Source organism: Pseudomonas sp. DrBHI1 (assembly GCF_002205115.1).
Classification (GTDB): Bacteria; Pseudomonadota; Gammaproteobacteria; order Pseudomonadales; family Pseudomonadaceae; genus Aquipseudomonas; species Aquipseudomonas mosselii.
On sequence record NZ_NIBE01000057.1, the window covers coordinates 72,959 to 99,311 of the forward strand.

The 26,353-nt window shown below is 66.2% G+C and carries 24 protein-coding genes and 1 riboswitch; of the genes, 9 read left to right on the forward strand and 15 right to left on the reverse strand.

Annotation, left to right across the window (positions count from 1 at the left end; all coding sequences use genetic code 11):
* Positions 1 to 24 precede the first annotated feature (24 nt).
* Genes CC207_RS10830 through CC207_RS10860 form a run of 7 tightly spaced genes read right to left on the reverse strand, consistent with a single transcriptional unit; the run spans position 25 to position 4,935 of the window.
* Entirely contained in the window at positions 25 to 699 is a 675-nt protein-coding gene (locus CC207_RS10830; RefSeq protein ID WP_028689447.1) for an urease accessory protein UreF, read from the reverse strand.
* Entirely contained in the window at positions 699 to 1,244 is a 546-nt protein-coding gene (locus tag CC207_RS10835; RefSeq protein WP_028689446.1) for a HupE/UreJ family protein, read from the reverse strand. The genes CC207_RS10830 and CC207_RS10835 overlap by 1 nt, the downstream gene beginning before the upstream one ends.
* Positions 1,245 to 1,263: 19 nt before the next feature.
* A complete protein-coding gene (gene ureE / locus CC207_RS10840; protein WP_028689445.1) occupies positions 1,264 to 1,749 on the reverse strand; it encodes an urease accessory protein UreE in 486 nt (161 codons plus the stop codon).
* 10 nt (positions 1,750 to 1,759) lie between these two features.
* Positions 1,760 to 3,463 carry an urease subunit alpha gene (ureC, locus tag CC207_RS10845; protein WP_028689444.1) on the reverse strand — a complete coding sequence of 568 codons (1,704 nt, stop codon included), beginning with the start codon at positions 3,461 to 3,463 and terminating at the stop codon, positions 1,760 to 1,762.
* Entirely contained in the window at positions 3,460 to 3,777 is a 318-nt protein-coding gene (locus CC207_RS10850; protein ID WP_028689443.1) for an urease subunit beta, read from the reverse strand. The genes ureC and CC207_RS10850 overlap by 4 nt, the downstream gene beginning before the upstream one ends.
* 10 nt (positions 3,778 to 3,787) lie before the next feature.
* The gene (locus CC207_RS10855; protein WP_038706005.1) at positions 3,788 to 4,090 is read right to left on the reverse strand and encodes an urease subunit gamma; all 303 of its coding nucleotides are present in this window, start codon (positions 4,088 to 4,090) and stop codon (positions 3,788 to 3,790) included.
* A gap of 11 nt (positions 4,091 to 4,101) precedes the next feature.
* Positions 4,102 to 4,935 (reverse strand): urease accessory protein UreD, encoded by an 834-nt coding sequence (locus CC207_RS10860; RefSeq protein WP_069017708.1) that lies wholly within the window; start codon positions 4,933 to 4,935, stop codon positions 4,102 to 4,104.
* Between the two features lie 284 nt (positions 4,936 to 5,219).
* Between CC207_RS10860 and CC207_RS10865 the strand changes: the two genes are divergently transcribed.
* Both CC207_RS10865 and CC207_RS10870 read left to right on the forward strand, forming a co-directional pair.
* Positions 5,220 to 5,588, forward strand: coding sequence for a glyoxalase superfamily protein (locus CC207_RS10865; RefSeq protein ID WP_028689440.1), 369 nt, complete (start codon positions 5,220 to 5,222; stop codon positions 5,586 to 5,588).
* Positions 5,585 to 5,938, forward strand: a complete 354-nt coding sequence (locus CC207_RS10870) for a hypothetical protein (protein WP_088852074.1) — start codon at positions 5,585 to 5,587, stop codon at positions 5,936 to 5,938. The genes CC207_RS10865 and CC207_RS10870 overlap by 4 nt, the downstream gene beginning before the upstream one ends.
* A gap of 15 nt (positions 5,939 to 5,953) precedes the next feature.
* Here CC207_RS10870 and CC207_RS10875 read toward each other — a convergent pair whose 3' ends face one another.
* Complete coding sequence (locus CC207_RS10875) at positions 5,954 to 8,791, reverse strand: HD domain-containing phosphohydrolase (protein WP_088852075.1); 2,838 nt, start codon at positions 8,789 to 8,791, stop codon at positions 5,954 to 5,956.
* A 574-nt stretch (positions 8,792 to 9,365) separates the two neighbouring features.
* On the opposite strand from CC207_RS10875, the gene CC207_RS10885 reads away from it, so the two are divergent.
* Positions 9,366 to 10,724: an 8-oxoguanine deaminase gene (locus CC207_RS10885; RefSeq protein ID WP_088852077.1), complete on the forward strand. Its 1,359-nt coding sequence runs from the start codon at positions 9,366 to 9,368 to the stop codon at positions 10,722 to 10,724.
* A 5-nt stretch (positions 10,725 to 10,729) separates the two neighbouring features.
* Here the strand turns inward: CC207_RS10885 and CC207_RS10890 are convergent, their stop codons facing one another.
* The 3 genes from CC207_RS10890 to CC207_RS10900 are packed head-to-tail and all read right to left on the reverse strand — an operon-like array spanning position 10,730 to position 14,341.
* Positions 10,730 to 11,653, reverse strand: coding sequence for an ABC transporter substrate-binding protein (locus tag CC207_RS10890; RefSeq protein WP_028689435.1), 924 nt, complete (start codon positions 11,651 to 11,653; stop codon positions 10,730 to 10,732).
* The gene (locus CC207_RS10895) at positions 11,646 to 12,374 is read right to left on the reverse strand and encodes a hypothetical protein (protein WP_036985845.1); all 729 of its coding nucleotides are present in this window, start codon (positions 12,372 to 12,374) and stop codon (positions 11,646 to 11,648) included. Before CC207_RS10895 ends, CC207_RS10890 begins: the two co-directional genes overlap by 8 nt.
* Before the next feature lie 11 nt (positions 12,375 to 12,385).
* Positions 12,386 to 14,341 (reverse strand): TonB-dependent siderophore receptor, encoded by a 1,956-nt coding sequence (locus tag CC207_RS10900; protein ID WP_088852079.1) that lies wholly within the window; start codon positions 14,339 to 14,341, stop codon positions 12,386 to 12,388.
* 89 nt (positions 14,342 to 14,430) lie between these two features.
* Positions 14,431 to 14,624: riboswitch (cobalamin riboswitch) on the reverse strand.
* 136 nt (positions 14,625 to 14,760) lie between these two features.
* On the opposite strand from CC207_RS10900, the gene CC207_RS10905 reads away from it, so the two are divergent.
* The 3 genes from CC207_RS10905 to CC207_RS10915 all read left to right on the forward strand — a co-directional run bounded on the left by CC207_RS10905 (position 14,761) and on the right by CC207_RS10915 (position 18,838).
* Entirely contained in the window at positions 14,761 to 15,150 is a 390-nt protein-coding gene (locus CC207_RS10905; RefSeq protein ID WP_088852080.1) for a DUF2946 family protein, read from the forward strand.
* A gap of 74 nt (positions 15,151 to 15,224) precedes the next feature.
* Positions 15,225 to 17,378 carry a TonB-dependent siderophore receptor gene (locus CC207_RS10910; protein ID WP_088852081.1) on the forward strand — a complete coding sequence of 718 codons (2,154 nt, stop codon included), beginning with the start codon at positions 15,225 to 15,227 and terminating at the stop codon, positions 17,376 to 17,378.
* Positions 17,378 to 18,838, forward strand: coding sequence for a PepSY domain-containing protein (locus CC207_RS10915; RefSeq protein WP_088852082.1), 1,461 nt, complete (start codon positions 17,378 to 17,380; stop codon positions 18,836 to 18,838). The genes CC207_RS10910 and CC207_RS10915 overlap by 1 nt, the downstream gene beginning before the upstream one ends.
* Positions 18,839 to 18,882: 44 nt before the next feature.
* On the opposite strand, the gene ykgO is transcribed toward CC207_RS10915, so the two are convergent.
* Positions 18,883 to 19,029: a type B 50S ribosomal protein L36 gene (gene ykgO / locus CC207_RS10920; RefSeq protein WP_023632134.1), complete on the reverse strand. Its 147-nt coding sequence runs from the start codon at positions 19,027 to 19,029 to the stop codon at positions 18,883 to 18,885.
* 137 nt (positions 19,030 to 19,166) lie between these two features.
* Here ykgO and CC207_RS10925 point away from each other — a divergent pair, with 137 nt between their 5' ends.
* Both CC207_RS10925 and mrdA read left to right on the forward strand, forming a co-directional pair.
* On the forward strand, positions 19,167 to 21,257 hold the full coding sequence (locus CC207_RS10925) for a TonB-dependent siderophore receptor (protein ID WP_028689430.1): 2,091 nt from the start codon (positions 19,167 to 19,169) through the stop codon (positions 21,255 to 21,257).
* A 151-nt stretch (positions 21,258 to 21,408) separates the two neighbouring features.
* Positions 21,409 to 23,301 (forward strand): penicillin-binding protein 2, encoded by a 1,893-nt coding sequence (mrdA, locus tag CC207_RS10930; protein WP_028689429.1) that lies wholly within the window; start codon positions 21,409 to 21,411, stop codon positions 23,299 to 23,301.
* Between the two features lie 137 nt (positions 23,302 to 23,438).
* On the opposite strand, the gene CC207_RS10935 is transcribed toward mrdA, so the two are convergent.
* Complete coding sequence (locus tag CC207_RS10935) at positions 23,439 to 24,065, reverse strand: glutathione S-transferase family protein (RefSeq protein ID WP_028689428.1); 627 nt, start codon at positions 24,063 to 24,065, stop codon at positions 23,439 to 23,441.
* 191 nt (positions 24,066 to 24,256) lie between these two features.
* Here CC207_RS10935 and CC207_RS10940 point away from each other — a divergent pair, with 191 nt between their 5' ends.
* A complete protein-coding gene (locus tag CC207_RS10940) occupies positions 24,257 to 24,574 on the forward strand; it encodes a DUF2388 domain-containing protein (protein WP_028689427.1) in 318 nt (105 codons plus the stop codon).
* A gap of 38 nt (positions 24,575 to 24,612) precedes the next feature.
* Here CC207_RS10940 and CC207_RS10945 read toward each other — a convergent pair whose 3' ends face one another.
* Positions 24,613 to 25,548, reverse strand: a complete 936-nt coding sequence (locus CC207_RS10945) for a 5'-nucleotidase (protein ID WP_028689426.1) — start codon at positions 25,546 to 25,548, stop codon at positions 24,613 to 24,615.
* A gap of 41 nt (positions 25,549 to 25,589) precedes the next feature.
* Positions 25,590 to 26,288 carry an MOSC domain-containing protein gene (locus CC207_RS10950; RefSeq protein WP_028689425.1) on the reverse strand — a complete coding sequence of 233 codons (699 nt, stop codon included), beginning with the start codon at positions 26,286 to 26,288 and terminating at the stop codon, positions 25,590 to 25,592.
* Between the last annotated feature and the right edge of the window lie 65 nt (positions 26,289 to 26,353).

The window sequence follows — 26,353 nt, forward strand, 5'->3', positions numbered from 1 at the left end:
GGTAGTTTTCCATCTAGGCAGTCCTCAGGAACGGAACAAACGGGTGTATTGGGTTTCGTGACGCGATGAGGCGATGGCCAGCAGCGGCAGACCGCCGCCGAGCTGGTCGTCGTCGAGGGCCAGGGCATGATCGAGCACCGCGGGCAGCTCCTCGCCCAGGTCACGCAGCAAGGTCTGGGCGGCCTGCTGGCCGAACGGCACCAGCTTCACCCCCGCCATCACCGCCCCTTCCAGCCAGGCGAAGCCATGGCCCAGGGCGAGCTGGCGCAGAGGAATCGACCAATGCGCGCCGAGCCAGGCCATGCCGCCCAACTGACTGAGTTCGAGGCTGGCGCGCCAGGCCGGAGCCTGCGCCAGTTGCCAGCCATCGAGCAGGCGTGCCAGGGCGCTGCCGCGCTGGCGCTCTTCAAGGCGCAGTTCGGCAGTCTCGCGGTTGGCCAGCAGGAACAGGCTCCAGTGGGCGAAGGCATCGGCATCGTCTGCCTGGCATGCCCGGTAAAGGCGTGCCAGCAGCGGCCAATCGAGATGGCCGAGGGTGTCGCGCAACTGCTCGCGCTGCCAGGCCGCGAAGCCCTTGGCACCCTTCACCCAGCCGGCTTCCACGGCCCACTCCAGGCCTTGCGAGTAGGTGAAGCCGCCCACGGGCAGGCCGGGGCTGGCCAGCTGCAACAGGCGCAGCAACGCCAGGTCGCTGGTCATCAGCCGGCCAGCACCAGGGCGGCACCGGCCAGCAGGCCGCCGCCAAAGGCTTTCTGCAGGCCGGCATGACGACGCAGCAGGCAGCCGACGCCGAAGCCCACCGCCAGCAGCAGGCCGCTGACCGTGACGAAGCCGGCGCTGAACTGCCAGAACGCGCTGGGGGTGGCTTCCACGCCGTGGGCCCAGCCGTGGAACAGGGCGAACACCGGCATGATCAGCGACAGCAGCAACTGGCGGCTCGGCAGCAGCATGGCGGCGGCGGCCACCAGCAGCGAGCCGAGGATCATCTGCTCCATACCAACCACGTCGCCGAACAGATGGCCGCACACCGCGCCAACAAACATCGCCGCCAGGGTCGCCAACGGCAGGGCCAGGTTGCGTCGGGTCAGGGCGGCGAGCACGCCGGTACCGAGCAGCATCAGCAGGTGATCGAGGCCGGTCAGCGGGTGCAGCAGGCCGTCCTGCAACGGGTTGGCGTCGTGGCCGGGGTGGGCGAAGGCCGGCAGGGCCACCATCAGCAGTACCAGGGCGAAAGTCTTTTTCATTGTGGGCTCCAGGGTGAGGTCAGGAATGGGCAGGCAAACGAACGAACGGATGGGCGTGGCCGTGGGAATGTCCGTGTGGCGCGCTCTGGTAGGCGCCGGCCTCGGGCTCGAACGGCGCCTGTTCGGCGACCACCTCCAGCCCCAGGCCGCGCAGCATGTCGTCGAGCACATGGTCGTGCTGGTAACGCAACAGGCCCGGCTCGATCTGCAGCGGCACATGGCGGTTGCCCAGGTGGTAGGCGGCGCGGGCCAGCAGGTGCGGGTCGGCGCAGCGCACCGTGGACACCGCCTCCGGCGCGGCCAGTACCTGGATTACCTGAGTGCCTTCGGCGTCGCTCAGCAGTTCGCCGCCACGCAGCAGATGGCCGCGCTCGAGCATCAATCCGGCCTCGCGGCCATCCTCGAGGGTGACGCGCAGACGGCTCTTGATGCGGCTGTCGACATCGAGGGTGACGGTGCCGGTGATGGCGCCGGCTTGGGTGATGCGACGGGTGAGGACAATCATGTTCGCTCCTTCAGAACAGGAAATAACGCTGCGCCAGCGGCAGCTCGTGGGCCGGCTCGCACACCAGCAACTCGCCGTCGGCGCGCACCTGGTAGGTCTGGGCATCGACCTCGATCAGCGGTTGCAGGGTGTTGTGGACCATGTCGGCCTTGCGCACCCGCCGACAGCCATGGGCCACGCCGATCAGGCTCTGCAGCTTCAGCTCATGGGGCAGGCCACGGTCCAGGGCGGCCTGGGGCAGAAAGGTCATGCGCGTGGCATGCCGCGCCGCGCCCAGGGCGCCGAACATAGGCCGGTAGTGCACCGGTTGCGGGGTCGGGATCGAGCCGTTGATATCGCCCATTGGCGCCGTGGCGATCATCCCGCCCTTGAGCACCAGCGCCGGCTTGACCGCGAAGAACGCCGGCGCCCACAGCACCAGGTCGGCGAGCTTGCCCACCTCCACCGAACCGACCTCGTGGGCGATGCCATGGGTCAGCGCCGGGTTGAGGGTGTACTTGGCGATGTAGCGCTTGACCCGGAAGTTGTCGCTGTAGGCGCCATCCGGCGCCAGCGGGCCACGGCGCAGCTTCATCTGGTGCGCCACCTGCCAGGTGCGCAGCACCACCTCGCCGACCCGGCCCATGGCCTGGGAGTCGGACGAGGTCATGGCGAAGGCGCCCATGTCGTGGAGGATATCCTCGGCGGCGATGGTCTCGCGGCGGATGCGCGACTCGGCGAAAGCCACGTCCTCGGCGATGCTCGGGTCCAGGTGGTGGCAGACCATGAGCATGTCGAGATGCTCGTCCACCGTGTTCACGGTGTAGGGCAGCGTCGGATTGGTCGAGGACGGCAGCACGTTGGCCTGCCCCGCCGCGCGGATGATGTCCGGCGCGTGGCCGCCACCTGCCCCTTCGGTGTGGAAGGTGTGAATGGTGCGCTCGCCGATGGCGGCCAGGGTGTCCTCAATGCAACCCGACTCGTTGAGCGTGTCGGTGTGGATCGCCACCTGGATGTCCATCTCCTCGGCCACGCCCAGGCAGCAGTCGATGGCGGCGGGCGTCGAGCCCCAGTCCTCGTGCAGCTTGAGGCCCACGGCGCCGGCAGCGATCTGCTCGCGCAGGGCCTCGGGGCGCGAGGCGTTGCCCTTGCCCAGCAGGCCGATGTTGATCGGCAGGCAGTCTGCGGCCTGGAGCATGCGCGCCAGGTACCAGGGGCCGGGGGTGCAGGTGGTGGCGTTGGTGCCGGTGGCCGGCCCGGTGCCGCCGCCGATGAAGGTGGTCACGCCGCTGGTCAACGCCTCGTCCACCTGCTGCGGGCAGATGAAGTGGATATGCGAGTCGATGCCGCCTGCGGTGACGATCTTGCCTTCGGCGGCGATCACCTCGGTGCCCGGCCCTACCGGCACCGTCACGCCGGGCTGCACATCAGGGTTGCCGGCCTTGCCAATGGCGGCGATACGGCCGTGCTTGACGCCGATATCGGCCTTGACGATGCCCCAGTGGTCGATGATCAACGCGTTGGTCAGCACCAGGTCCATGGCCTCGGCCGCCAGCATCTGGCCCTGGCCCATGCCGTCGCGGATCACCTTGCCGCCGCCGAACTTGACCTCTTCGCCATAGATCGTGAAGTCCTTCTCCACCTCCACCCACAGCGCGGTGTCGGCCAGGCGCACGCGGTCGCCGACAGTGGGCCCGAACATGTCGGCGTAGGCCCGACGGGAAATACGGCTCATGCCTTGCCCTCCAGCGCGCCCATCACCTTGCCCTGAAAGCCGTACACCTCGCGCTTGCCGGCATAGGCCACCAGTTGCACGGTGCGGGCCTGTCCCGGCTCGAAGCGCACCGCGGTGCCGGCCGCAATATCCAGGCGAAAGCCACGGGTCGGCTCGCGCTCGAACACCAGGGCGTCGTTGACTTCGTAGAAATGATAGTGCGAGCCCACCTGCACCGGACGGTCGCCATGGTTGGCCACGCTCACGCTGAGGGTCTGGCGGCCAACGTTGAGTTCGATGTCGCCCTCGGCGACCTGGACTTCTCCGGGGATCATGCCGGCCTCCTCAAACGATGGGTTCATGCACGGTCACCAGCTTGGTGCCGTCGGGGAAGGTCGCCTCGACCTGGACGTCGTGCAGCATCTCCGGCACGCCAGCCATCACCTGCTCGCGCACCAGCACCTCGCGGCCCAGGCTCATCAGCTCGGCCACCGTGCGGCCATCGCGGGCGCCTTCGAGCACGGCGGCGCTGATCAGTGCCACCGCTTCCGGGTAATTGAGTTTCAGGCCACGGGCCAGACGCCGCTCGGCCAGCAAGGCGGCGGTGAACAGCAGCAGTTTGTCTTTCTCTCGCGGGGTCAGCTCCATGGCGGCTCTCTTCAGGTGGCCCAGATGCGCGGCGGGCACGGCGCCAGGCCGAGCACGGCCGGGCGCAGCAGGTGCCAGAGGCGCTGCAGGTTGCGTTGCAGGTGTTGGTTGTCGTGGTCGAGCAGGCGGATCACCAGCAGCGGGCCGAGCAGGGTCGCGCCGGCGGGCGTGGCCAGTTCGTCGAGGGCCTGGCGTACCTGCTCGAGCAGCGCCTGGTCGGCCGGTGCGGCGCAGAACGTGGCGACCAGCGGGTGCCCGGCCAGTTTGTCCAGTTGCCCGCCTTCGATACGCAGGCGCTCGTGCAGGCCGGGCTCACCGGGTAATTCGATAAGTAGCCGGCTGTCCAGGGCGCCCTGCTCGAAGCGTTCGTTCATCACCGGGCGGCCCAGGCACAGCGTCTCCCAGGCCAGCAAGCGGGCACCGGGCTCAAGGGTGAAACGGCTGTCCAGGCGGGCTCGGGCGCCGTTGAAGAAAATGCTGTCCTGGGGCAGCCACTCCAGGGTGCTGCCGGTGGCGAGGTGAAAGCGCTGGGCCAGCCGTGCGGTGGGGCCGATGCTGCGGTAGAACTTGCTGGCGCCGGGCATGGTCAGCAAGGCGTGGCTGCCGGCCTCCAGGTGGATGTCCAGTTCCAGCCGGTCACCGGCGACGATCCCCCCGGGCGGGTGCAGCACATAGACATGGCACGGTGCGCCCTCCGGATAGAACGGCCGCTGCACCAAAAGAGGTCCGACATGACGGCGCGCACCAAGGCGGGTCACGCCTTCACGCTGGACAAAGCGCAACTGCAGATGGGCGCTCCAGCCCGGGTCTGCCTGCGGTGGGTCGATCTGTTGCGCCAACGACATCCTGGAACCCCTGAAATCCGTGGCCTGGCGGCCGGATTGAGGGTCAAGCGCGGGGGGCTTTCGGGCACGCCGGGCTGACCGCTCGATCAATATTCGCTGAGGGGATATAGCAGGGAACGGGCCAACTGCGCAGATGAACGATGATGAAACTTTCGGACCGCCAGTCACGCCGCGAGGCTGCGGCCCAGAGCGGCTGCGCCCCGGTGCGCAATTCAAGTGCCAGCCTCCGTGGCGAACTGCGCTAAAGTGACCACCCTGCCCTTTTTCGAGCCAAGGACGCCCTCATGCAATTCGCCCCCGCCATTCCGATCCTGCGGATCTTCTCGGTCGACAAAGCCCGGGAGTTCTACCTCGATTTCCTCGGTTTCCAGCTCGACTGGGAACACCGGTTTGCCCCGGACCTGCCGCTGTACATGCAGGTTCACCGCGACGGCCTGATCCTGCACCTGTCCGAGCACCACGGCGACGCTACGCCGGGCGCGGCGGTGTTCGCCCGGGTCGAGGACCTCAAGGCCCTGGAGGGCGAGCTCATGGCCAAGCGCTATGGCTATGCGCGCCCACAAGCCGAGGCGGTCGACTGGGGCCTGGAAATGCAGGTGGTCGACCCGTTCGGCAACCGACTTCGCTTCTGCCAGCAGATCGACAACGTATGATGGCTACAGGCAAACATGCCTTGGCGCGCCTGGAGCGGGAAATGGTCGCCTGCCTGACCGAAGCCTGCGCCACCGCCCAGGGCGAGATCGTCGGCTTCGCCTGGCTCACCCACCAGGTAGACCTCGACGACTTCCCCGCCAGCCTGCGCATCACCTGGGTCTTCACCGACGACACCGACAAGGCCCGGGCCCTGGCCGGCGCGGACAAGGCGCGGATGATCGCACTGACGGCCCAGGCGCTGGCGGATGCTGGAATCGTGCTGGATCATGTGGCCTGGCACGTGCGTTTCGACAGCGAGGAAGCCTGCTGGCGCGATCACGGGGGCGACTGGAACCGGCGCCTGCGTTGACAGGCCCGGCAACGCCTACAGTTGCGTCAGCCAGTAGGCCACGTCCACCTCGTCGATCTGCTCGGGGCGCAGGAACTGCTCGGCATACTGCCGGTACACGCCGGAGCTGAGAAACAGCCGCAGCAACTGCCCGTCGAGATGGTTGTCACGCGCCATGAAGACCAGGATCTTCACCGACTCGGACAAGGTCTTGGGCGCCTTGTACGGCCGATCCGCCGCCGTCAGCGCCTCGAAAATGTCGGCGATCGCCATCACCCGCTCGGGAATGCCCAGCGCGTCCTGGCCGAGCCGGCGTGGATAGCCGCTGCCGTCCATCTTCTCGTGGTGGTTGCCGGCAATCGCCGGCACACGCCGCAGCTGACGCGGAAACGGCAAGGCGCTGAGCATGATGATGGTCTGCACGATGTGCTCGTTGATCTTGAAGCGCTCCTCGTCGTTGAGCGTGCCCCGGCGGATCGACAGGTTGTACAGTTCGCCGTGGTTGCTGGCATGGGCCGGCAGGTGCATATCGAAGCCCCAGCAGTTACGCGGATCGTCCTTGGCCACCGGTGGCTTGCGCGGCCCCCAGGGCACCTGGTGCTCGTCGCGGTCGGCAAGCAGCGGCTCCTCCACCGGCAAGGGCGCGGGTGGCGTGTCGGCGAAGCACGCGGCCTCGTCGCGGGAGATGCCCAGGCGGTTGTCGAAGTGCCGCAGCCAGCGGCGCTGGCCGATAAGGCGCAGGCGCTCGATGTCGGCCTCCTGCATGAACTCGCCGCCAATATTGGCGTTGGCGACGAAGGCGAACTCGTCCTGCAGCTCGGCCCGGCTTTGTTCCAGCTGGCGTCGCAGCACCGCCTCGTCGTCGCCATTGGCCACGCTTTGCCAATAGGCGATCTCGCTGTCGCGCCAGAGCACTTCGAAGCGCATCCGCACCTCGTGGATGCGGTTGTACAAGGTCTCGAGCTTGGTCGCCTTGTCCACCACGTACTCGGGGCTGGTGATCTTGCCGCAATCGTGCAGCCAGGCGGCCACGCGAAACTCATAGCGCTCGGCCTCGTTCATGGTGAAGGCGGCATAGGGGCCGCTGTCGGCCTGAACGGCCTGGTCCAGGAGCATCTGCGCCAGCTGCGGCACGCGCTCGCAATGGCCGCCGGTATAGGGGCTCTTGGCGTCGATGGCATCGGCCAGCAGCTTGATCATGGCATCCAGCAGGCGCTGCTGGGACTCGATCAGCTGACGCGTCTCGATGGCCATGGCGGCGGCGCCGGACAACTCGTCGACGAAACGCCGGAACGCCTGCCCTGCATGTTCGTCCTCCAGTTGCAGCACCAGGATGCCGAGCAGCGCCTGGCCACGGTCGTTGAGTACCACCGCCAGGCTGCGCCCTTGCAGCGACAGGGCCTGGGTCACGGCGCTGGCCAGATCCTGATGATCCTCTTCGTGGACCGCCAGCTGTCCCGGATAGTCCTGTGCCCGGCAGGCCGCGGCCAGGCGCAGGCGAGCGTTGTCCGCGTCGTACAGGTACACCGCACCGGCACTGGCGCTGGCGGCGGCCACCAGATGGTTGAGCACGCTGTCGAGCATGCGTTCGAGCTGGGTCTCGCGGCTGAGGGTGAGTGTGATCGCCTGGAAGTTGCGGATGGTACCGGACATGCGGCTCAGCACCCGGCTCAGCTCACGCACCTCCGAGACCCGCGAGAGCACCCCCACCTCGCGGCTGAAATCAAAACCGGCCAGGCCCTGCACCTGCTCGGTGAGCCGCCGCAGCGGGCGACCGATACGCCGGCCCAGCAAGCCACCAAGCAGCAACAGCACGGCCGCCAGCGCCGCGGCCCAGAGCAGTTGCTCGAACAGCACCTGGCGCGCTCCGGCCAGCAGCTCATGGGCCGGCACGGCGATCAGCAGCTGCAGGTCCTGCCCGGCCACGGTGGTCAGCGGCACGCGCATGCCGTACCAGGTCTTCCCCTCGACCTGGTACGCCTGTGGACGCGTACCTTGGAGAGCATCGTTGTGGACCCGCGCAAGGCTGGCAATACCCAGCTCATCAATGCGCGACAGACGCACCGCGTCGCCCTCGCGAACGATCACCCGTTGCAGGTCCGGATAAGCCACCACGCTGCCCTGGTCATCGACCACGGCGATCTCGGTGCCGGCGGTCATGCGCAGGTCGCGGCTCTCGCTGGCCAGGTCGGTGATCGAGACGTCCATGCCAATCACCGCCGCGCCATCGACGCTACGCTGGGCCATGGTCAGGCCGATCTCGCGGGTGGTGAAGAACACATAAGGGCGGGTGAGCACAGTGGTGGATTGCGCCGAGGCTTCGACGAACCAAGGCCGTTGGCGCGGATCGTAGCGATAATCCGGTTTGGGCTGTTGCAGCAGCAGGGTCATTGCCTGGTCATAGAAACGCCATTCGCCGTGCAACGCACCGTCTGCGCCAAGGCTGACGGTCTGCACCAGGAACGTCGTATTCGCCGGGGCCGCGAAGCGCTGAAGCAACTGTGGATCCCGCAGGCGACGGACCAGCAGGAACTCGCCATTGGGATAACCAAGGTAGGCAGCACTGAGCATGCGATTGGCGCGCAGGGTCTCGACCAGTTGCGGCAGGCGCTCCAGGTGCTGCGCCATTGTGCCCGCAGAGCCATCGAAGGCCAGCAGGCGGATACTGCTCTGCACCGGATCGACCAGGCGCCGGGCGCGCTCGTCGATGGTCCTGCCGACCTGCTGGGCGGCATCACCAGCGGCGGCCACCAGCGTCTGGCGCACACCCAGGTAACCCTGCCAGGCCAGGGCCGAGCCAAGCGCCAGCATGCCCAGCATGATCGCCAGCGCCACCAGCCACTGCAGGGAAATACTCCGGCCATGGTTGTTCATCAATGCCTGCCCCCCGCAGACACCCGCCTTGGCGCATGCTCGATCAACGCGCAGCCCATTCCAGGTACTCCCCGTGTGGTGATTTCCACAGTGTAATCAGCCAATGCGAACATGCCGGCCACAGCGTAGTCGGCAGCGAGACAGTCGCATACTGGCATATCGGCATCAAGCATGCAGTGCCCCATCGCCCACGCCGTGTTCATGGCACTCGTGGGCTCGCCAGCAAATATCCCGTATACAAAAAAAAGCAATTCTGTTTACACTACGCGGCGCCTACGACAACGGTCATCGCCGTTGCGTATTGCGACAGGCACAAGCCATGCGACATCCGCTACCGCCCACCCTCATCGGGTTTCCTGCTCGAATGCCGTGCGTCCTGAACGCCGCATCCGTCCTGCTACCGTCTGCCCACACGCTGCCAATGCCCTCACCGGCGCTACGCGTGCACGGCACATCGTTCGCCCCAGCTTTCGACGCCCGGCCTCGCCGCGCCTGACAGCTCAGTCGCGCCCGGTGCGAACGCCGGGTGCCTCCCTACACTCAGAAAACACACCCCAACCGGGAGGGGACCCTCATGCCCAAGACATTACTGGTCAAGAACGCCGAACTGCTGGTGACCATGGACGGCGAGCGCCGCGAGATCAAACGCGGCGGGCTCTACATCGAAGACAACGTGATCAAGCAGGTCGGCCCCAGCGATACCCTGCCACAGCACGCCGACGTGATCCTCGACATGACCGGCAAGGTGGTCATCCCTGGCCTGGTCAACACCCACCACCACATGTACCAGAGCCTTACCCGCGTGGTGCCAGCGGCCCAGGACGGCGAGCTGTTCAACTGGCTGACCAACCTCTACCCGATCTGGGCGCGACTGACCCCGGAGATGATCTCGGTATCGACCCAGACCGCCATGGCCGAGCTGATCCTCTCGGGCTGCACTACCTCCAGCGACCACCTGTACATCTACCCCAACGGTTGCAAGCTCGACGACAGCATCCACGCCGCCGAGCAGATCGGCATGCGCTTTCACGCCGCCCGCGGCAGCATGAGCGTCGGCCGCAGCCAGGGCGGCCTGCCGCCGGATTCGGTGGTGGAGAAGGAAAGCGACATCCTCAAGGAGTCGCAGCGTCTGATCGAGGACTACCACGATGCCCGCCACGGCTCGATGCTGCGTGTGGTGGTGGCGCCCTGCTCGCCGTTCTCGGTCAGCCGCGACCTGATGCGCGAGGCGGCGGTGCTGGCCCGTCAGTATGGCGTGTCGCTGCACACCCACCTGGCGGAGAACGTCAACGACATCGCCTACAGCCGCGAGAAGTTCGGCATGACCCCGGCCGAGTACGCCGAGGACCTGGGCTGGGTCGGCTACGACGTGTGGCACGCCCACTGCGTGCAGCTCGACCAGCATGGCATCGAGCTGTTCGCCCGCACCGGCACCGGCGTCGCCCACTGCCCGTGCTCGAACATGCGCCTGGCTTCGGGTATCGCGCCTATCCGCAAGATGCGCGACCACGGCGTGCCGGTGGGCCTGGGGGTCGATGGTTCGGCGTCCAACGACGGCGCCAGCATGATCGGCGAGGTGCGCCAGGCGCTGCTGCTGCAACGGGTCGGTTTCGGGCCAGATGCGATGACCGCCCGCGAGGCGCTGGAGATCGCCACCTTGGGCGGTGCCAAGGTACTCAACCGCAACGATATCGGCGCCCTCGCCCCAGGCATGGTCGCCGACTTCGTGGCCTTCGACCTGGGTCATGTGGCCTATGCCGGCGCCCTGCATGACCCGCTGGCAGCGCTGGTGTTCTGTACCCCGACCCATGTCGACACCAGCGTGATCAACGGGCGCGTGGTGGTGCAGGACGGACGCATCACCACCGTCGACCTGCCGCGGGTGCTGGAGCGTCACAACCAGTTGGCGCGACAGTTGGTCATCGGCGAGTAGGCCAGCTATGGAACAGCCATTTCCCTGAGCCGCTGCGCCAGCTCCAGGGCCACCCGCCCGCTAGCCGGCGTCGGCACCAACTCAGTGAATGGGATATCGATCAAGCGGTTCTCGCGCACCGCCCGCAGGCTCGAGAGCACCGGGTCGCGGGTCAGCAACTGACGCTTGCGACTGGCCGGCGACCACAGGGCGTCGGCCAGCAGGATCACATCGGGGTCGCTGCTCAGCAGCGACTCGCGGCTGACTGTCACGCGATACTGGTCAAGCCCACCGAGCACGTTGCGCGCTCCGGCGGCGGCCAGCAACGGCGTGACGAAACCCCGCCCGCCTTCGCTGTCCAGCCCCCGGACCTCACTGTCGAGGTAGAACACCGACAACGGCCTGCCGTTCGCAACAATCGCCCTGGCCCGCGCCAGGTCCGCGTCCATCGCTTCGATCAGCGCCTGGGCCCTTGCCTGCCGGCCCAGCAGCTCGCCGAGGAGGGTCAGGTCACGCCGGACATGGGCGTAGTAATCCAGCGAATGGCCGGCACAGGCCGATTCAAGCAAATAGCTGGAGATCCCGTTGCCGGCCAGCCGAGTTCGCGAGCTGACCCCGTCGCCAAAGGCCGAGGCGAATCCGCCGACCACCAGGTCAGGCCTTTGCGCATACAGCACCTCGCTGGCCGGGTACTCCCGGGCGATCACCGGCACGCCCTGGTAGCGGCCCTGCGTGTAGGCGGCGCCGTTGTCGTCCAGGTAGGCCACGCCGACCATCGATGGCCCGGCGCCGAGGGCGAGCAGCAGGTCGGCCGCGTGCTGGTTGAGGGCGACGATACGCGCAGGCGCCGCAGCGGGCCGTTGCCAGTCCTGCCCACAGTTGCGATAGCTGCCGGCCAGGACCGGTGTGCCACAGCACAAGGCCAACGACAGCAGCCAGGCGCTACGCATCGCCAGCCCCTCCTTTGATCAGCAGTCTTTCGGCGATCCTTGCGCCCTGTAGATGCATTTCCACCAATTCCTCCACCTCCCGATCATCACGTACCCGATACCAGCAGCCGTCCGGGTGCACCGTCAGTACTGGCCCCAGGTTGCAGGGGAACTGGCAACCAGTGCGAGTCAGCAGCACGCCGCCCGGCGTCTCGATCAAGTCATGGTCCAGCAGCCGCCGGCGCAGGCGTTTCCACAACGGCAAGGCACCGCGCCGCACACAGCGCGGGCCGGTGCACAGGAACACTTGGCGGGCATGCTCGGGCACACGCGACCAGTCCGGATCGCTGGCCACCGCGTTGACCTGGTCGCACGGCAGGTGGCGGGTGTGCTCACCGATGCTGGCACAGGCCGCCCGCGCGTCCAGGCCGCGACGGCCCAAGGCCTGGGCCGTGACCCAGACACCGGCCCGACCTTGCGCCAGACGCCCCAGCTCATCGCGCAGCCAGTCAAGGTAGGCGCTGTCCGAGGTGGGTTCCAGGTCCACTACCAGCAAGCGCTCAACACCCTGGTCAAGGGCCTCGCGGATAACCACCCACAGCCCATCGAAGCCCTCCAGGGTATCTACGATATCCCGGCCCGCCTCGCGGCCACGCAGGTCGCGGACCTCGGCGCCAAAGGCTTCGGCCGCAGAGCCAACGCCCAGGCCAGGGCCGACGAACAACACGCGCTGGTAGTCCATGCTCACGCCCCTCAGAAGGTGTAGGTGTACCGCAGTTCGCTGGTGAACGGCCGTCCGAGATTGTCGACGTTGCTCGCCCGGCTGGTGACATAGTCGCGGTCGAACAGGTTCTCCACCAGCAGGCTCAACCGGTGCTGGCGGGCACCGTCCAGGTAGCGGTAGGCATCGACGTCGACCACCGAGTAATGGCCGTACTCGACGCCCTTGGAGCTGACCACGTCGCGAATGTAGCGAATGGCCCCTCCGGCACCCCACATGCGGTCCGCCGATTCGTAGCCGAGCCGCGAGCGGGCGAAAAAACTCGGCACGTCGTTGATCGTCGCCCCGGTGCGCGACTCGGTGAGGTTACGGGTCATGTCGGCCTGCAGGCTCCATTGGTCGTCGAGCTGGATACGTGCATCGGCCTCGAAACCCCGCATCTGCACCTGGCCTTGGCCGTTCACCCACTGGCTGCCGTCCAGGGTGATCAGGTCGGTGATCTTGCGCCGGAACACGGTGACGCTGGCGCTGAATTCGCGCGCCAGCAGCAGGCCGTGGTTGTCCAGGCCAAGCTCGGCGTTGCGGCTCTTCTCGGGCTTGAGGTCGCGGTTGCCGATCTCGTCGCCGGGCTCGTTGACGAACAGCTGCTCGGCGTTGGGCAGTTTGTAGGCGCTGCCGTACTGGCTACGCAGTTGCCAGTTGTCGTTCAGGTCGTACAGCGAGGTAAGCATGCCGACGGTGGCGCTGTCGCCGCCGCTCATGGCCTCGTGGCGCACGCCAAGGCTCGGGTGCCAGTCCGGCAAGGCCTCGATCCTGGGCCGCAGCTGGGCATACAGCGCATTGGCCTGGGCCTTGTTGTCGTCGATCACCAGCACATCGTCCTGGCCCTTGAACCACTGGTTGTCGGAACCGAACACCAGCACATGGCCGCCGTCGAGTTCGGCCTTGCCCTCGGCCTGCACGCCCCAGTCGGTGAAACCCCAGTAGTCGTCGTGGTTGACCACGTTACGGCTGCCATCGTCACGGTTGTTGATGCGGGTGTAGCGGGTGTCCCAATCGTTGACGTGGCCCTTGATGAAGTAGCTCAGGCGCTCGTTGAGGCGCTGCTCGAAGGTCGCCGTGGCGATCTGCTGCACGCGGTCGTTGGTGGTCTTGTAGTTGTTCACTGGCCGGGCGAAATCAAGGTTGGCGTCGGTGTACTGGTAGAACAGTTCCAGCCGCGCATCGTCGCCGAAGGCCTGGACCGCCTTGCCGCCGAAGGTGGTCACCTCGTAACCGCGTTTCTTGTCGCTGACGTTGCCGCTGTAGTCGCGGTTGCGAAACGGCTGGTAGCCGTCGGAGACGTTGTGGCTGACATAGGCCAGCAGGCCCAGGTCGCCGAAGCCGTTACTGAAGATCCGCTCGACGCGGGCGTCCTTGCTGCTGCCGGCGAAGCTGTCCAGGCCCAGGTTGACCTCACCCGAAGCCTCGCGGCTCTGCGGGCTGCGGGTGACGATATTGATCACCCCGGCCACCGCCTGGGTACCGAATAACAGGCTCTGGCCGCCCTTGAGCACCTCGATGCGCTCCACCGCGTTGGCCGGCAGGGTGTCCAGGTACAGGCCGCCGTACAGGCGGTTGTTCAAGCGCACGCCGTCGAGCAGGATCAGGGTGTCGTCGTTACGCCCGCCGAGCAGCGAATAGGTACCGTAGTCGAACGGGCCGTTCTTCGGCGCGACGTAGAAGCCGGGGATGAACATCTGCATCACCCGGGTGATGTCGGCGCCGGGGCCGGCGCGCTCGATCTGCTCACGGTTGACGATCTCGACCTTGCTGCCGTACTGGGCCATGGCGGCGACGGTGGTCGACTCCACCGACGGCGCGACGACGATCTGCTGGTCGAGGACCAGGGGCGTGTTTTCGGCCAGTGCCAGGGGGCTGGCCAGGCATCCCAGAAGCAGGGTCCGGGCCTTGGGGGATAAACGTCGGGAGTGAATCACAGCAATCATGCTCTTCTCGAAAGTGACTTTCGCAGAAGCACGCAGGAGCACGGATCGCGCACACGCCAATACCGGCCCATGCCCGCCCACCGCAGGAGTTTGCCTACCACATTCCAGGCCGGTCTCCGGGCTCGCAAGACTAGACGCCTTCACCTTCCCATGGCGCATTGGCCACAGTGGTCTGTCGAAGGCATCACTTGCATACCGTTGCGGGGGCAGCACCGGACTCGTACCGGTTTCCCGTTTAACCCCATGCGCGGCGGCATGGGACACCTGAAATCGGTCGGCATCTGAACACCTGGGGCCCAGAGGCGTCAAGCCAGGCAGGCGTATCGTTTCGAATGCTTTTTATCGCAGGAACACTCTAGGCAGATGTGTCAAAAGTTGTAGAATCCGCACGCCCAACCCATTCCCTTCGAGCTTTGCCGATGAAGCTGGCCCGCCACACACGATCGCAAGTCGCCTGGGTGCTGTATTTCAGCATCTTGTTCGGCTCGTTGCTGTGCGCCATGGGCCATGGACAGATGGCAGGCTTGCGCCTGGCCGGCCTGGATGACGCCGCCTGGTGCGCGGCCGACAGCAGCGGCGTGTTCAAGGGCGACCAGGACATCACCGACCCGGTGCTGCCTGCCGGCGGCGACTGCGTGATCGCCAGCCTGTTAAGCGCCACCCTGCTGGCGGTGTTCTTCGGCCTGCTGGCCTTGCTCGCCGGGGAGTCGAGCAAACCCTTACCCAGACAACCCGCGCCGCCCCTGCCCAAGCAGCGCTGGCCCCTGGTCAATCCGCGCGCCTCCCCCGCTTCGCTTCTCGCGTTCTGACATCGCCACGCCCAAGTACTACTGCCTGATCGGCAGCGGGCGTGCGCCCACCGATTTCAGCCAGGAAGCCTTGCATGTTCCGCATGACCACTTTGGCGCTGCTCGTAGGCAGCGCAACCTGCGCCTGGGCGCAGGATGACACCCTGACCCTGCCCGCCAGCAACGTCACGGCCACCGCCGACCAACCCAAAGAAGCCACCACGCTCGATCTTGACCGCCCCATCGAAAGCGGCTCGCGGCTGAACCTCAGCGCCCGCGAAAACCCCGCCTCAGTCAGCGTTGCCGACCGCAAGACCATGGAGCGCATCGGCGCGCGCAACTTCCAGGACGCCGCCAACGCCCTGCCCGGGGTCAACGCCTCGGCACCGCCCGGCTGGGGCGGCTACGTGTCTTACCGTGGTTTCAACGGCGCCCAGATCAGCCAGTTGTTCAACGGCATCAACCTGCAGTACGGCGCCACGGCGCGCCCGGTTGGCGCGTGGATCTACGACCGCGTCGAACTGCTCGGCGGCCCCTCGTCGTTCCTCAACGGCAGTGGAGCGGTCGGCGGCAGCCTGAACATGATCACCAAACTGGCCAACCGCGATGAGGACAGCTTCGAAGGCCGCGTCAGCTACGGCCGCTACGACACCCTGGAAACCTCGGTCGGCTTCAACAAGGCGCTCAACAGCGGCGACGGCCCGCGCCACTACGCGCGGCTCGACTACAGCCGCACCAGTACCAATGGCTACATCGACCGCCAGGAGAACGGTGCCGGCAACCTGGCCTTCTCGCTGCTCAGCGACATCAACGAGCAGCTCTCGCACACCCTGGCCATCGAGTACCTGGAAGAGAAGGAAGACAGCCCGTACTGGGGCACGCCGGTGTTGCAGCCGGCGGTCGGCACCCTGCACATCGACAAACACAATCGCTTCAACAACTACAACGTCGAGGACGGCCGCTACGAGCAGCGCACCCGCTGGCTGCGCTCGATCACCGACTACCGCATCGACGACAGCAACCAGCTGCGCAACACCTTCTACCACTACAACGGCCAGCGCGATTATCGCAACCTCGAGGTGTACCGCTACAACGCCAGCAACACCAACATCGCCCGCCCCGGCGGTTACCGCCAGCGCCACGACCAGGAGGTCAACGGCAATCGCACCGAATTGACCCATCAAGGCCAGCTGTTCGGTCTGGCCAGCGACTGGGCGTTCGGCGTGGACTACAGCCGCAACCAGCAGACCGCCTATCCGCTGTCCAAAGGTGCCTTCGACATCATCGACCCGAATGGCTTCCAGCCCGACCACTTCCTCGACATCCCCGGCATGGACGCGCCGCGCGCCAAAGGCCGCAGCACTACCACCGACACCACGGCGGGCTTTGTCGAGAACCGCACCCGCCTGACCGACCAACTGTCGCTGATATCGGCACTGCGCTACGACCATATCGACTTCGACGTGGTCGACCACGTGAGCCGGGCCAAGCTGGACCGGCGTTGGGACGCCTTCACCGGGCGCCTGGGCCTGGTCTACGACCTGACGTCCAATATCAGCCTGTACACCCAGTACAGCACCTCGGCCGAGCCGCCGGGCGGCTCGCTCACTGGCGCCTCGCTCAGCCAGGTCGGCGACTTCGACCTGAGCACCGGGCGCCAGGTGGAAGTGGGCAGCAAGTTCGACTTCCTCGACGGGCGCGGTTCGGCCACCGCGGCGGCCTACCGCATCGTGCGCAAGAACATCTCGGTGCCCTCCTCGACCGTGCCTAATACCACCGAGCAGGCGGGCCAGCAGACCTCCACCGGCCTCGAGCTGGCGGCCTCGTTCAAGGTCACGCCCAAGCTGCTGGCGGCGGGCAACTTCAGCTGGGTCAACGCCGAGTACGACGAGTTCAACGAGACCATCGGCGGCGTGGTGTACTCGCGCAAGGGCAAGCACCCGGTGAACATCCCCGACCGGGTCGCCAACCTGTGGCTGACCTACGACCTGGCGCCGGGCTGGCAGGTCGGCGCCGACGCCCGCTATGTGTCGTCGGTGTACGCCAACACCGCCAACACCGCCTGGGTGCCGTCGTACACCGTCTATGGGCTGTCCATGACCCACGACCTGGACAAGCACGTGCAGCTCAGCGCGCGGCTGCGCAACCTCACCGACGAGGTCTATGCGCGTTTCATCCACCAGACCAACACCCAGTACTACCTGGGTGAGCCACGCAGCCTGGAAGTGGCTGTGCAGTGGCGCTACTGATGGGCCTGAAGCGCCAGCTGTACCTGTGGCACCGCTGGCTGGGCATCGTCGCCTGCCTGTTCATGGCGCTGTGGTTCGTCTCCGGGGTGGTCATGCTGTATGTCGGCTACCCCAAGCTGACCCCGGCCGAGCGCCTGGCCCACCTGCCGGCACTGCCGGCGGGATGCTGCGCCGAACTGCCGACGCAGTGGGCGCAACAGCCGTTGAAGGCGCTGCGTCTGACCAGCCTGGGCGGGCAAGCACACTACCTGCTGGAACTGGCCGACGGTCGCCGCGTCACCCTTGATGCCACCAGCGGCGAGCCCCTGGTTCATGCGGATGCCGCCTGGGCCCTGGCCAATGCGCGGCAGTACACCGGTGACTCGGCACTGGCCTATCAAGGCACGGTGGACGAGGACATGTGGACCCACTCCCGGGCCCTGGACGCTGACCGGCCCTTGCATCGGGTGCGGGTGGACGATGCCGCCGGCACCTGGCTGTACCTGTCCGGGCGCAGCGGTGAAGTGGTGCGCGACGCCACCGCGCAGGAACGCGCCTGGAACTGGGTCGGTGCCTGGCTGCACTGGCTCTATCCCCTGCGCGGCGGGTTCGGCTTCGACAACGGCTGGCGCACGCTGGTGATCGGCCTGTCCGTGCTCGGTACGCTGATGGCGATCCTGGGCATGGCGGTGGGCATCCTGCGCCTGCGGTTGCGCAAGCGCTATCGCAGCGGCTCGCGCAGCCCCTACCCCGGAGGCTGGCTGCGCTGGCACCACATCGGTGGGCTGTTGTTCGGTGGGGTGCTGGTGTTGTGGGTGTTCAGCGGCTTGATGTCGATGCGCCCCTGGGGCCTGACCGACAGCCGTTCGCAGATCGCCCTGCAACCCGGCCCGCTGCACGCCGCCGACCTCAAGCTGCCGGTTGCCACCGCGTTGGCGCGGTTGCGCGAGGAGGCAGGTTTCAACACCGTCGAATTGCAGTGGCAGCGCCTGGCCGACGTCACCTACATGGTGGCGCGTAATGCCAACGGCGACAGCCGTATCCTCGAAGACGGCGCGCCGCCGACCCGGGCGTTTGCCCGGCAACGGCTGCTGGCGGCCGCGCAGACCATGGCCCCAGGCATGGCGGTGCAAGACGACTGGCAGAGCGCTTACGACTTCCACTACTTCGCCCGCGACCCGCAGAGCATGTACGGTTTCCAATCCCGCCCATTGCCCGTGCTGCGCCTGCGCTTCGATGACCCGGCCGCTACCTGGGTCTACCTGGATCCGGCCAGCGGCATGATGGTGGCCAACCATGACCGGGCGCAACGCACCGGCCGCTGGTTGTTCAACCTGCTGCACAGCTGGGACTGGCAACCGCTGCTGGCGCGGCCGCTGCTGCGTGAAGGGCTGATCATCGTCCTGAGCAGCGGTGGGTTGGTGATTGCCATCAGTGGCGTGGTGCTGGGTTGGCGGCGTTTGCGCAGGACGCTTCGTTAACGTCACTGGGGCCGCAAAGCGGCCCCCTTCGCTCACCTTACAGGCTACCCCCGCTTCTTCTTCACCCCGCCCTGCCGGGCCTTGAACCGCGGATTGGACTTGCAGATCACATAGATCCGGCCACGACGCTTGACCACCTGGCAGTCACGATGACGACGCTTGGCTTGCTTGAGTGAGGACAGTACTTGCATAGGAACCTCCGGCTACGTAATAACATTACAATAACGCGAATCATTTTCATCTGCCAATCACTCCTCAGATCTCATTTCGCTATGGCGTCAGCGCATCGATAAATGCTACGTTATTACATATTATTTGGAGATCCCTTGTGAACCCTCGCGCACCGCTTCTGGCCGGCCTCACCCTGGGCCTGTTCGGCCAACCCCTCTCGGCAGCCCAACCCCTGCTGCTGGAAGAAACCTCAATCACCGACGCCTACCTCGAAGAACGCGCCGACGGCCCGGTGCAAGGCTACCGCGCCACCCGCTCGGCCACCGCCACCCGCACCGACAGCGATATCCGCGACACCCCGCAGAGCATCCAGGTGGTGCCCGCCCAGGTGATCAAGGACCTCAACACCACCCGCATCGACCGCGCCCTGGACTTTGCCGGCGGCGTGTCGCGGCAGAACAACTTCGGTGGCCTGACCTTCCTCAACTACAGTGTGCGCGGCTTCACCACCGGCGAGCTGTACAAGAACGGCTTCGCCATCAACCGCGGCAGCTACAGTTCCCCGGACACCTCCAGCATCGAGCGCATCGAAGTGCTCAAGGGCCCGGCCGCCAGCCTCTATGGCCGCGGCGACCCTGGCGGGCTGGTCAATATCGTCAGCAAGCGCCCCCAGGCCGAAACCTTCAGCACCCTAAGCCTGAGCGCGGGCAGTTGGGACCGCTACCGCACCGCCCTGGATGCCAACTCGCCGCTGGACAGCCAAGGCAATCTGCTGGGTCGGATCAACCTGGCGGTCGAGGACAACGGCAGCTTCCGTGACCATGTCGGCAGCGAGCGTCGTATCGTCAGCCCGTCCCTGAGCTGGCAGCTGTCGCCCGATACGCGGCTGCTGATCGACACCGAGTTCTCCCGCACCGAGTCGGTGTTTGACCGAGGCATTCCGGCAGTCAATGGCGAGATGGGCTCGGTCAAGCGCTCGACCTTTCTCGGCGAGCCCAACGACGGCAAGATCCGCAACGACAACCAGACCCTCGACGTGGCGCTGGAACATTTTCTCGACGACAGCTGGAAACTGCGCCTGGCCAACCATTACACCCAGGGCACGCTCAAGGGCAACAGCTCCGAGCCCCAGGCCCTGGTCGGCACGACGATCACCCGTTTCTATCGCGAACGTGATTTCGAATGGAACGACAACATCACCCAGGCCGAGCTGCACGGTCAGTTCGAATTAGGGGGCTGGCAACACCAGGCGCTGATCGGGCTGGAATACGAAAACTACCGCAACAGCCAGAAATACCCGCAAAGCGCGACCTCGGCGGGCTATGGCCTGGACATCTACAACCCGGTATACGGCAAGCCGAAGCCGGCCATCGCCCGGCCCAACGACTTCTTCGAGCACACCGAAAGCCATGCCCTCAATCTGCAGGACCAGATCGCCTTCACCGAGCGCCTGCGCGGGCTGGTGGGCGTGCGCCTGGAACGCATCGAACAGATTTCGCAGAACCGCGCCACCGGTGCCAGCGACAGCCAGGAAAAGGACGTCGCCACGCCGCGCGTGGGGCTGCTGTACCAGCTGACCCCACAGGTCGGCGTGTTCGCCAACGCCTCGACGTCGTTCAAGCCCAATACCATTGGCACCCAGGGCCAGGTCTACAAGCCGGAGAAAGGTCTGGGCTATGAGACCGGACTGAAGCTCGACCTGCTCGACAACCGCCTGGGCGCGACCATCGCGCTGTTCCATATCGACAAGGAGAACGTCATCACCACCGACGTGCTCGGCGACAGCGTGGCGGCCGGCAAGGCGCGCAGCCAGGGGCTGGACCTGCAGTTCAGCGGCCAACTGACCGACGCCGTACGGGTGATCGGCGCCTATGCCTACATCGATGCCGAGGTCACCAAGGGCGACGCGGCCCTGCCCAAGGGCAGCGACCTGCTGGGTATTGCCCGCAACAGCGGCAGCGTGATGGGCGTGTACGAGTTCTTGGACGGCGCTCTGCGCGGATCGGACATCGGCGCGGCGTTCAACTATGTCGGCGAGCGTTCCGGCCAGGCCGGCAGCCACTTCACCCTGGATGCCTACAGCACGGTCGACCTGCTGGCGCACTACAAGGCCAGCGAACAGGTGACCGTGGGCCTGAACCTCAACAACCTGTTCGATCGCAAGTACTACGAACGCTCCTACAACAGCGCGTGGGTGCTGCCGGGCGAACCGCGCAATGTCAGTGTGAGCCTGACGCTCAGCCTTTGACCCAGCACATGAAGGAAACTTCATGTTAGCCGTCAGCCCCTTGGCACCGGGGCCGGCGGGCATCGCGGGGCGGCGGGGCAACCGGCCCCGCCTTGAGCCGCCCTGCCCGCCCGCGTAGCATCGCGACCCCATCCGTAGCGCCACGACGTCCATGCCCCAGCCCATTCCCCTCAAGGACCACGAAAAGGAAAAGCATCTGGTCAACCGCCGGCTGCTGGCCTGTGCCCTGCTGGTGATGAGCCTGGTGGCAGTGCTGGTGGGCCGGCTCTATGTGCTGCAGGTGCTGCAGCACGACCAGCAGAGCGCGGTATCGGAAAACAACCGCGTGCACGTGCTGCCGATCCCGCCCGAGCGCGGCCTGATCTATGACCGCAACGGCGTGGTGCTGGCCGACAACAAGCCCAGCTTCAACCTGACCATGACCCGCGAACGGGCCGGCGATCCGGCACGGGTGCTCGACAGCCTGGCGCAGATCCTCGGTCTGTCCGAGGACGACCGCCACCAGTTCGACAAGGACCTGCGCCGCGGACGCAAGCCGTTCGAGCCGGTGACCCTGCTGGTGGGCCTGAGCGAAGAGCAGATCGCCCTGATCGCGGTCAACCAGTTCCGCCTGCCGGGGCTGGAGGTCGAGCCGCAGTTCATACGCGAATACCCACTGGCCGAGCACTTCGCCCATTCGGTGGGCTACGTCGGGCGCATCAACGAAAAGGAAGCCAAGACCCTCGACAGTACCGCCTACCGCGGCACCCAGTCGATCGGCAAGACTGGTATCGAACGCTTCTACGAGAACGAACTGCACGGCCAGGTGGGCTACGAGGAAGTCGAGACCAACGCCCAGGGCCGGGTGATGCGCGTGCTCAACCACCACGACCCGGTGCCAGGCAAGGACATCGTGCTGAGCCTCGACGCCCACCTGCAGCAAGCCGCCGAAAAGGCCCTGGGCGATCGGCGTGGCGCGGTGGTGGTGCTCGACCCGGCCAACGGCGATGTGCTGGCGATGGTCAGCAACCCGGCCTTCGACCCCAACCTGTTCGTCAAGGGCATCAGCTACAGGCAGTACGCCGCCCTGCGCGACTCCATCGACCGGCCGCTGTTCAACCGCGTGCTGCGCGGGCTGTATGCACCCGGCTCGACGGTCAAGCCCGAAGTGGCCATCGCCGGCCTCGACAGCGGCGTGATCAGCCCCGCCAGCCGGGTCTTCGACCCTGGCTACTACGAGCTGCCCAACTACGACCACAAGTACCGCAACTGGAACCGCACGGGCGATGGCTGGGTGGACATGTACACGGCGATCATGCGCTCCAACGACACCTACTTCTACGACCTGGCGCACAAGCTGGGCATCGACCGCCTGCACGACTACATGGCCGAGTTCGGCCTGGGCCAGAAGGTCTCGCTGGACATGTTCGAGGAAGCACCGGGGCTGATGCCTTCACAGGCCTGGAAGCGCGCCACCCGGCGACAGGCCTGGTTCCCCGGCGAGACGCTGATCCTCGGCATCGGCCAGGGCTACATGCAGGTCACGCCGCTGCAGCTGGCCCAGGCCACCAGCCTGCTGGCGAGCAAGGGGGCGTGGCACCGCCCGCACCTGGCGCTGACCATCGGTGGCCAGGCTCCGGTCGACCCCAACCCGATGCCGGACATCGTGCTGCACGACAAGCACGCCTGGGACCAGGTCAGCCAGGGCATGCAGATGGTCATGCACGACCCGCGCGGCATCGCCCGCGCCGCCGCCGCCGGCGCGCAATACCGCATCGCTGGCAAGAGCGGCACGGCGCAGGTGGTGGCGATCAAGCAGGGTGAACGCTACAACCGCGACAAGACCCTCGAGCGCCACCGCGACAACGCCCTGTTCGTCGGCTTCGCCCCGGCCGAGCACCCGGCGATGGTGGTGGCGGTGATGATCGAGAACGGCGAGGCCGGTGGTCGGGTGGCCGGGCCGGTGGTGCGTGAGGTGATGGATGCGTACCTGCTGGATGAGCAGGGGCATTTGAAGGCGCAGTATGCCGGCGTGCCGCAGGCCAGGAGCATCCCACACTCCTAGACCGACACAGGCGCGGCCCCGGTCTCATGGGGGGGCGCGCTTGTGATAGGAGCCGCCTTCAGCACAACGGCCCCAATACGCTGCAGCGGCTGCGTCGGTGATCGCAGGTTAACCCGCGCTACTGGCCCTGAGTGGGATCAAGCAGCGGTTCCAGGCATCAGGTCGTAAGGATGCTTCCATCCCGGCACTTCTTGAATACGCGCCTTCCATGCTTCGACATGACGGAACTCGCTGAGCGCCAACCCCGTGTCCTCGGGCATGTACACGTACCCTGCGAGGGACAAGTCGGCTATGGTCAGGCGCCCGCCGACCATGAACGGCGTCTTGGCCAGGTGTGCATCGACGATCTGGTAGGCCGCCCTGGCCCGCTCGCGCAGGAAACGGGTGACATCCGACTCGCCCATCTGCTTCAGGCAAAAGATGAACCGCAACGCCGCGTAGTAGCTGGTGAATTTGTGGTTGTCGAAGAGCATCCAACGCCAGATCTCGCGCTTCTCGATGTCGTCGCGCGGGCCGAACTGGCCGGTGCGTTCGGCCAGGTAGTCGAGAATCAAGGCCGACTGGGTGAGTTTCTCCCCGGCATGCTCGAGCACCGGCACCTCCCCCTGCTCGTTGACCGCGTCGCGCCAGTCCTGACCACGGGTCTGGCCGTTGAAGAAATCGACGAACACAGGCGCCCAGTCCTGGCCGGTGAGCTCCAGCATCAGCGCAACCTTGTAGGCGTTGCCGGATTCGGCGAAGCAGTGGAGCGTGTATTCGGTCATGGCATCACATTCCCTTGATTGACGGACGGCAGGACTGCGAGAAGATCATGCGCGAGGGTTGTAGGTCAAATACAACGTGGCTCAGTATTGCAGGCGCAATATGACAAGCGTGCCGGAACTCCCAGCGCGTCACAGCGCTCTTAACATCATGCAGTAACACCCTTGGGCTTCACCTTCGCGGAGGACTCACCATGCGTCATTTACTGCTCATCCCATCGCTGCTGCTCCTGCTCCCCGCCGGTGCCGCCCTGGCCCGTGTCGACGCCGGTGACGTCGCTACCTCGGCCGGGGTGTCCGCCTCGCTGTACTCGACCTTCAAGGACGACAAACGGATCATTCCCGCCCGTGACGAACTGTCGGCCTTCGTCGCCAGCGGCGGCGCCATTCGCGGAGCTTACCTGGAGTCGGCGCTGGCGCAGGTCCGCCAGGCCAATCCCGGATTGCAAGCCAGTGACGAGGAGCTGGCCAGGGCGCTGCTGTCGCAGGATGACGGATTGGCGGATCACTGATCGCAGGAAAACAGGGGCCGCTGCGCGGCCCCTGTGGCTCAGCGCGCCCGGTTGGTCACTCCGAACGGAACATGCACCGAAGGCACCACCGTGCTGGTGCTCTTGAGGTGCCCCGACTGGTCGTCGAAGAAGATGTGCGGCTTGAGCACCTGCAGCACCCGCCGCTTCTCTATGCCCCCGAGAAAGAACGCGTCATTGGCCATCACTCCCCAGCTTTTCAGAGTGTTGAGCGCCCGCTCATGGGAGGGCGCGTTGCGCGCCGTGACAATCGACACACGTAGGCGGTTCTCATAGCCGGGATGCGCCAGCTTGTGCTGCTCTTCGGCAGCCTGGATACGGGCGATGCGCACGAAGAACTCCTTGAGCGGGCCGGGGTTGTGCGGCTGGGTGACGTTGATCACTTCATGAGCATGAAAACTGTCCAACCCGCCCGACTGCATCACCGCCTCCGATTCGTCTCCAGCCAGCACACCGTCGAAGTCGAAGGCGATGCGCAGGTTGTCATCGCTTTCGTCATCGTCGAACTTCGAGTCCAGCACCTGCCCCGCCGGATAGCCGGCCTTGATCGCGGCGTCGACATGCTGCTTGTCGGCGGACAGGAACAGGGCGATGTTCAGCGCCGGAATGTACTCGTAGGGTGAACGGCCCTGGGTGAAGATCGCCCGGGTCATGTTCAGGCCATAGTGGCCAATGGTCTTCATCACCCGCATGCCGGTGTCCGGATCGTTTTGCGACAGCAGCACCACCTCCACCAGCGGGTCCTCGGGATCGCCGCGCAGGTCATTGAGCGCAAGCAGGCGCTTGATGAAGGGATAGGCGATGCCTTTTCCCAGCGGCACGTCCAAGTGCTGCTCCTGGTACTTGCGGTACTGCGCCTCGCCCTCGCGACGGAACACCGCGTCCGATTCGCTGAGGTCGAACACGGCGCTGGAGGCGACACCGATGACCAGGCGATCATCCAGTTCGAAGGCCATGGGGCTTTCCTTGTCTTGATAAATGTTGAACGCGACGCCGGTCAGCCTTCGCTGCGGCCCTGCAGGCGCGAGGTCCAGTCCTCGACCTGGTGTTGCTCCAGGCGCTTTTCCAGTGTCCTGCGCCAGTTCGGCACCAGCGGCAGCGCCAGGCATTCGCGCAACAGCTCGGGCTCCAGCCGCTTGTCGAACAGGACCGCCGAGAGCCGCGCCACCGACCACTGGGCGTGGGGACGCTCGACCAGATGCAGGGCATCGCCCGCCTCGACCACGCCCTCCTCCAGCACCCGGTAGTACCAGCCAGTGCGCCCGCTCTGCTGCACGCGCAACGCCATCTGCGCCACGTCGAAGCGGTCGTTGAGCTTCCAGCACGGCATGCGCCCCTGGGAGATTTCCAGCAATGCCGTGCCGACGCGGATCCGGTCGCCCAGGCAGACATCGGCTTCACGCCAACCGAAGCTGCTGAAGTTCTCGCCAAACGCGCCGGGCCGGGTCAGCAAGGGGTGCTCGCCCAGTTCGGCGGCCCAGTCCGAATAGTGCTCAAGGGGATAATGGTGGATGGCCTTCTCGACGCCACCGTGTACGCGCAGATCGCCCTGTTCGTCGCCGGCGATGCCGAGGAAGGTCACCGCCAACGGGCCTTGACGTGGTTGCTTGTCGATGGCGCTGTGCGAACCCGGGCGGGTAAACGGTCGGGCGCAGCCGGTGAGCAGGCTGTCGAGGCGCGGGCTGGGCGAGGTCATGCGGCGGTCTCGTGGAAAGGTCCGCAAGAGCTTACACCAGAGCGCTGGGTAATACCTCAGGGAGC

Excerpts from the sequence above, each read along its gene's own strand:
- CC207_RS10830 (WP_028689447.1), bottom strand. The coding sequence starts at position 699 with ATGACCAGCGACCTGGCGTTGCTGCGCCTGTTGCAGCTGGCCAGCCCC.
- CC207_RS10835 (WP_028689446.1), bottom strand. The coding sequence starts at position 1,244 with ATGAAAAAGACTTTCGCCCTGGTACTGCTGATGGTGGCCCTGCCGGCC.
- ureE (WP_028689445.1), bottom strand. The coding sequence starts at position 1,749 with ATGATTGTCCTCACCCGTCGCATCACCCAAGCCGGCGCCATCACCGGC.
- ureC (WP_028689444.1), bottom strand. The coding sequence starts at position 3,463 with ATGAGCCGTATTTCCCGTCGGGCCTACGCCGACATGTTCGGGCCCACT.
- CC207_RS10850 (WP_028689443.1), bottom strand. The coding sequence starts at position 3,777 with ATGATCCCCGGAGAAGTCCAGGTCGCCGAGGGCGACATCGAACTCAAC.
- CC207_RS10855 (WP_038706005.1), bottom strand. The coding sequence starts at position 4,090 with ATGGAGCTGACCCCGCGAGAGAAAGACAAACTGCTGCTGTTCACCGCC.
- CC207_RS10860 (WP_069017708.1), bottom strand. The coding sequence starts at position 4,935 with ATGTCGTTGGCGCAACAGATCGACCCACCGCAGGCAGACCCGGGCTGG.
- CC207_RS10865 (WP_028689440.1), top strand. The coding sequence starts at position 5,220 with ATGCAATTCGCCCCCGCCATTCCGATCCTGCGGATCTTCTCGGTCGAC.
- CC207_RS10870 (WP_088852074.1), top strand. The coding sequence starts at position 5,585 with ATGATGGCTACAGGCAAACATGCCTTGGCGCGCCTGGAGCGGGAAATG.
- CC207_RS10875 (WP_088852075.1), bottom strand. The coding sequence starts at position 8,791 with ATGAACAACCATGGCCGGAGTATTTCCCTGCAGTGGCTGGTGGCGCTG.
- CC207_RS10885 (WP_088852077.1), top strand. The coding sequence starts at position 9,366 with ATGCCCAAGACATTACTGGTCAAGAACGCCGAACTGCTGGTGACCATG.
- CC207_RS10890 (WP_028689435.1), bottom strand. The coding sequence starts at position 11,653 with ATGCGTAGCGCCTGGCTGCTGTCGTTGGCCTTGTGCTGTGGCACACCG.
- CC207_RS10895 (WP_036985845.1), bottom strand. The coding sequence starts at position 12,374 with ATGGACTACCAGCGCGTGTTGTTCGTCGGCCCTGGCCTGGGCGTTGGC.
- CC207_RS10900 (WP_088852079.1), bottom strand. The coding sequence starts at position 14,341 with ATGATTGCTGTGATTCACTCCCGACGTTTATCCCCCAAGGCCCGGACC.
- CC207_RS10905 (WP_088852080.1), top strand. The coding sequence starts at position 14,761 with ATGAAGCTGGCCCGCCACACACGATCGCAAGTCGCCTGGGTGCTGTAT.
- CC207_RS10910 (WP_088852081.1), top strand. The coding sequence starts at position 15,225 with ATGTTCCGCATGACCACTTTGGCGCTGCTCGTAGGCAGCGCAACCTGC.
- CC207_RS10915 (WP_088852082.1), top strand. The coding sequence starts at position 17,378 with ATGGGCCTGAAGCGCCAGCTGTACCTGTGGCACCGCTGGCTGGGCATC.
- ykgO (WP_023632134.1), bottom strand. The coding sequence starts at position 19,029 with ATGCAAGTACTGTCCTCACTCAAGCAAGCCAAGCGTCGTCATCGTGAC.
- mrdA (WP_028689429.1), top strand. The coding sequence starts at position 21,409 with ATGCCCCAGCCCATTCCCCTCAAGGACCACGAAAAGGAAAAGCATCTG.
- CC207_RS10935 (WP_028689428.1), bottom strand. The coding sequence starts at position 24,065 with ATGACCGAATACACGCTCCACTGCTTCGCCGAATCCGGCAACGCCTAC.
- CC207_RS10940 (WP_028689427.1), top strand. The coding sequence starts at position 24,257 with ATGCGTCATTTACTGCTCATCCCATCGCTGCTGCTCCTGCTCCCCGCC.
- CC207_RS10945 (WP_028689426.1), bottom strand. The coding sequence starts at position 25,548 with ATGGCCTTCGAACTGGATGATCGCCTGGTCATCGGTGTCGCCTCCAGC.
- CC207_RS10950 (WP_028689425.1), bottom strand. The coding sequence starts at position 26,288 with ATGACCTCGCCCAGCCCGCGCCTCGACAGCCTGCTCACCGGCTGCGCC.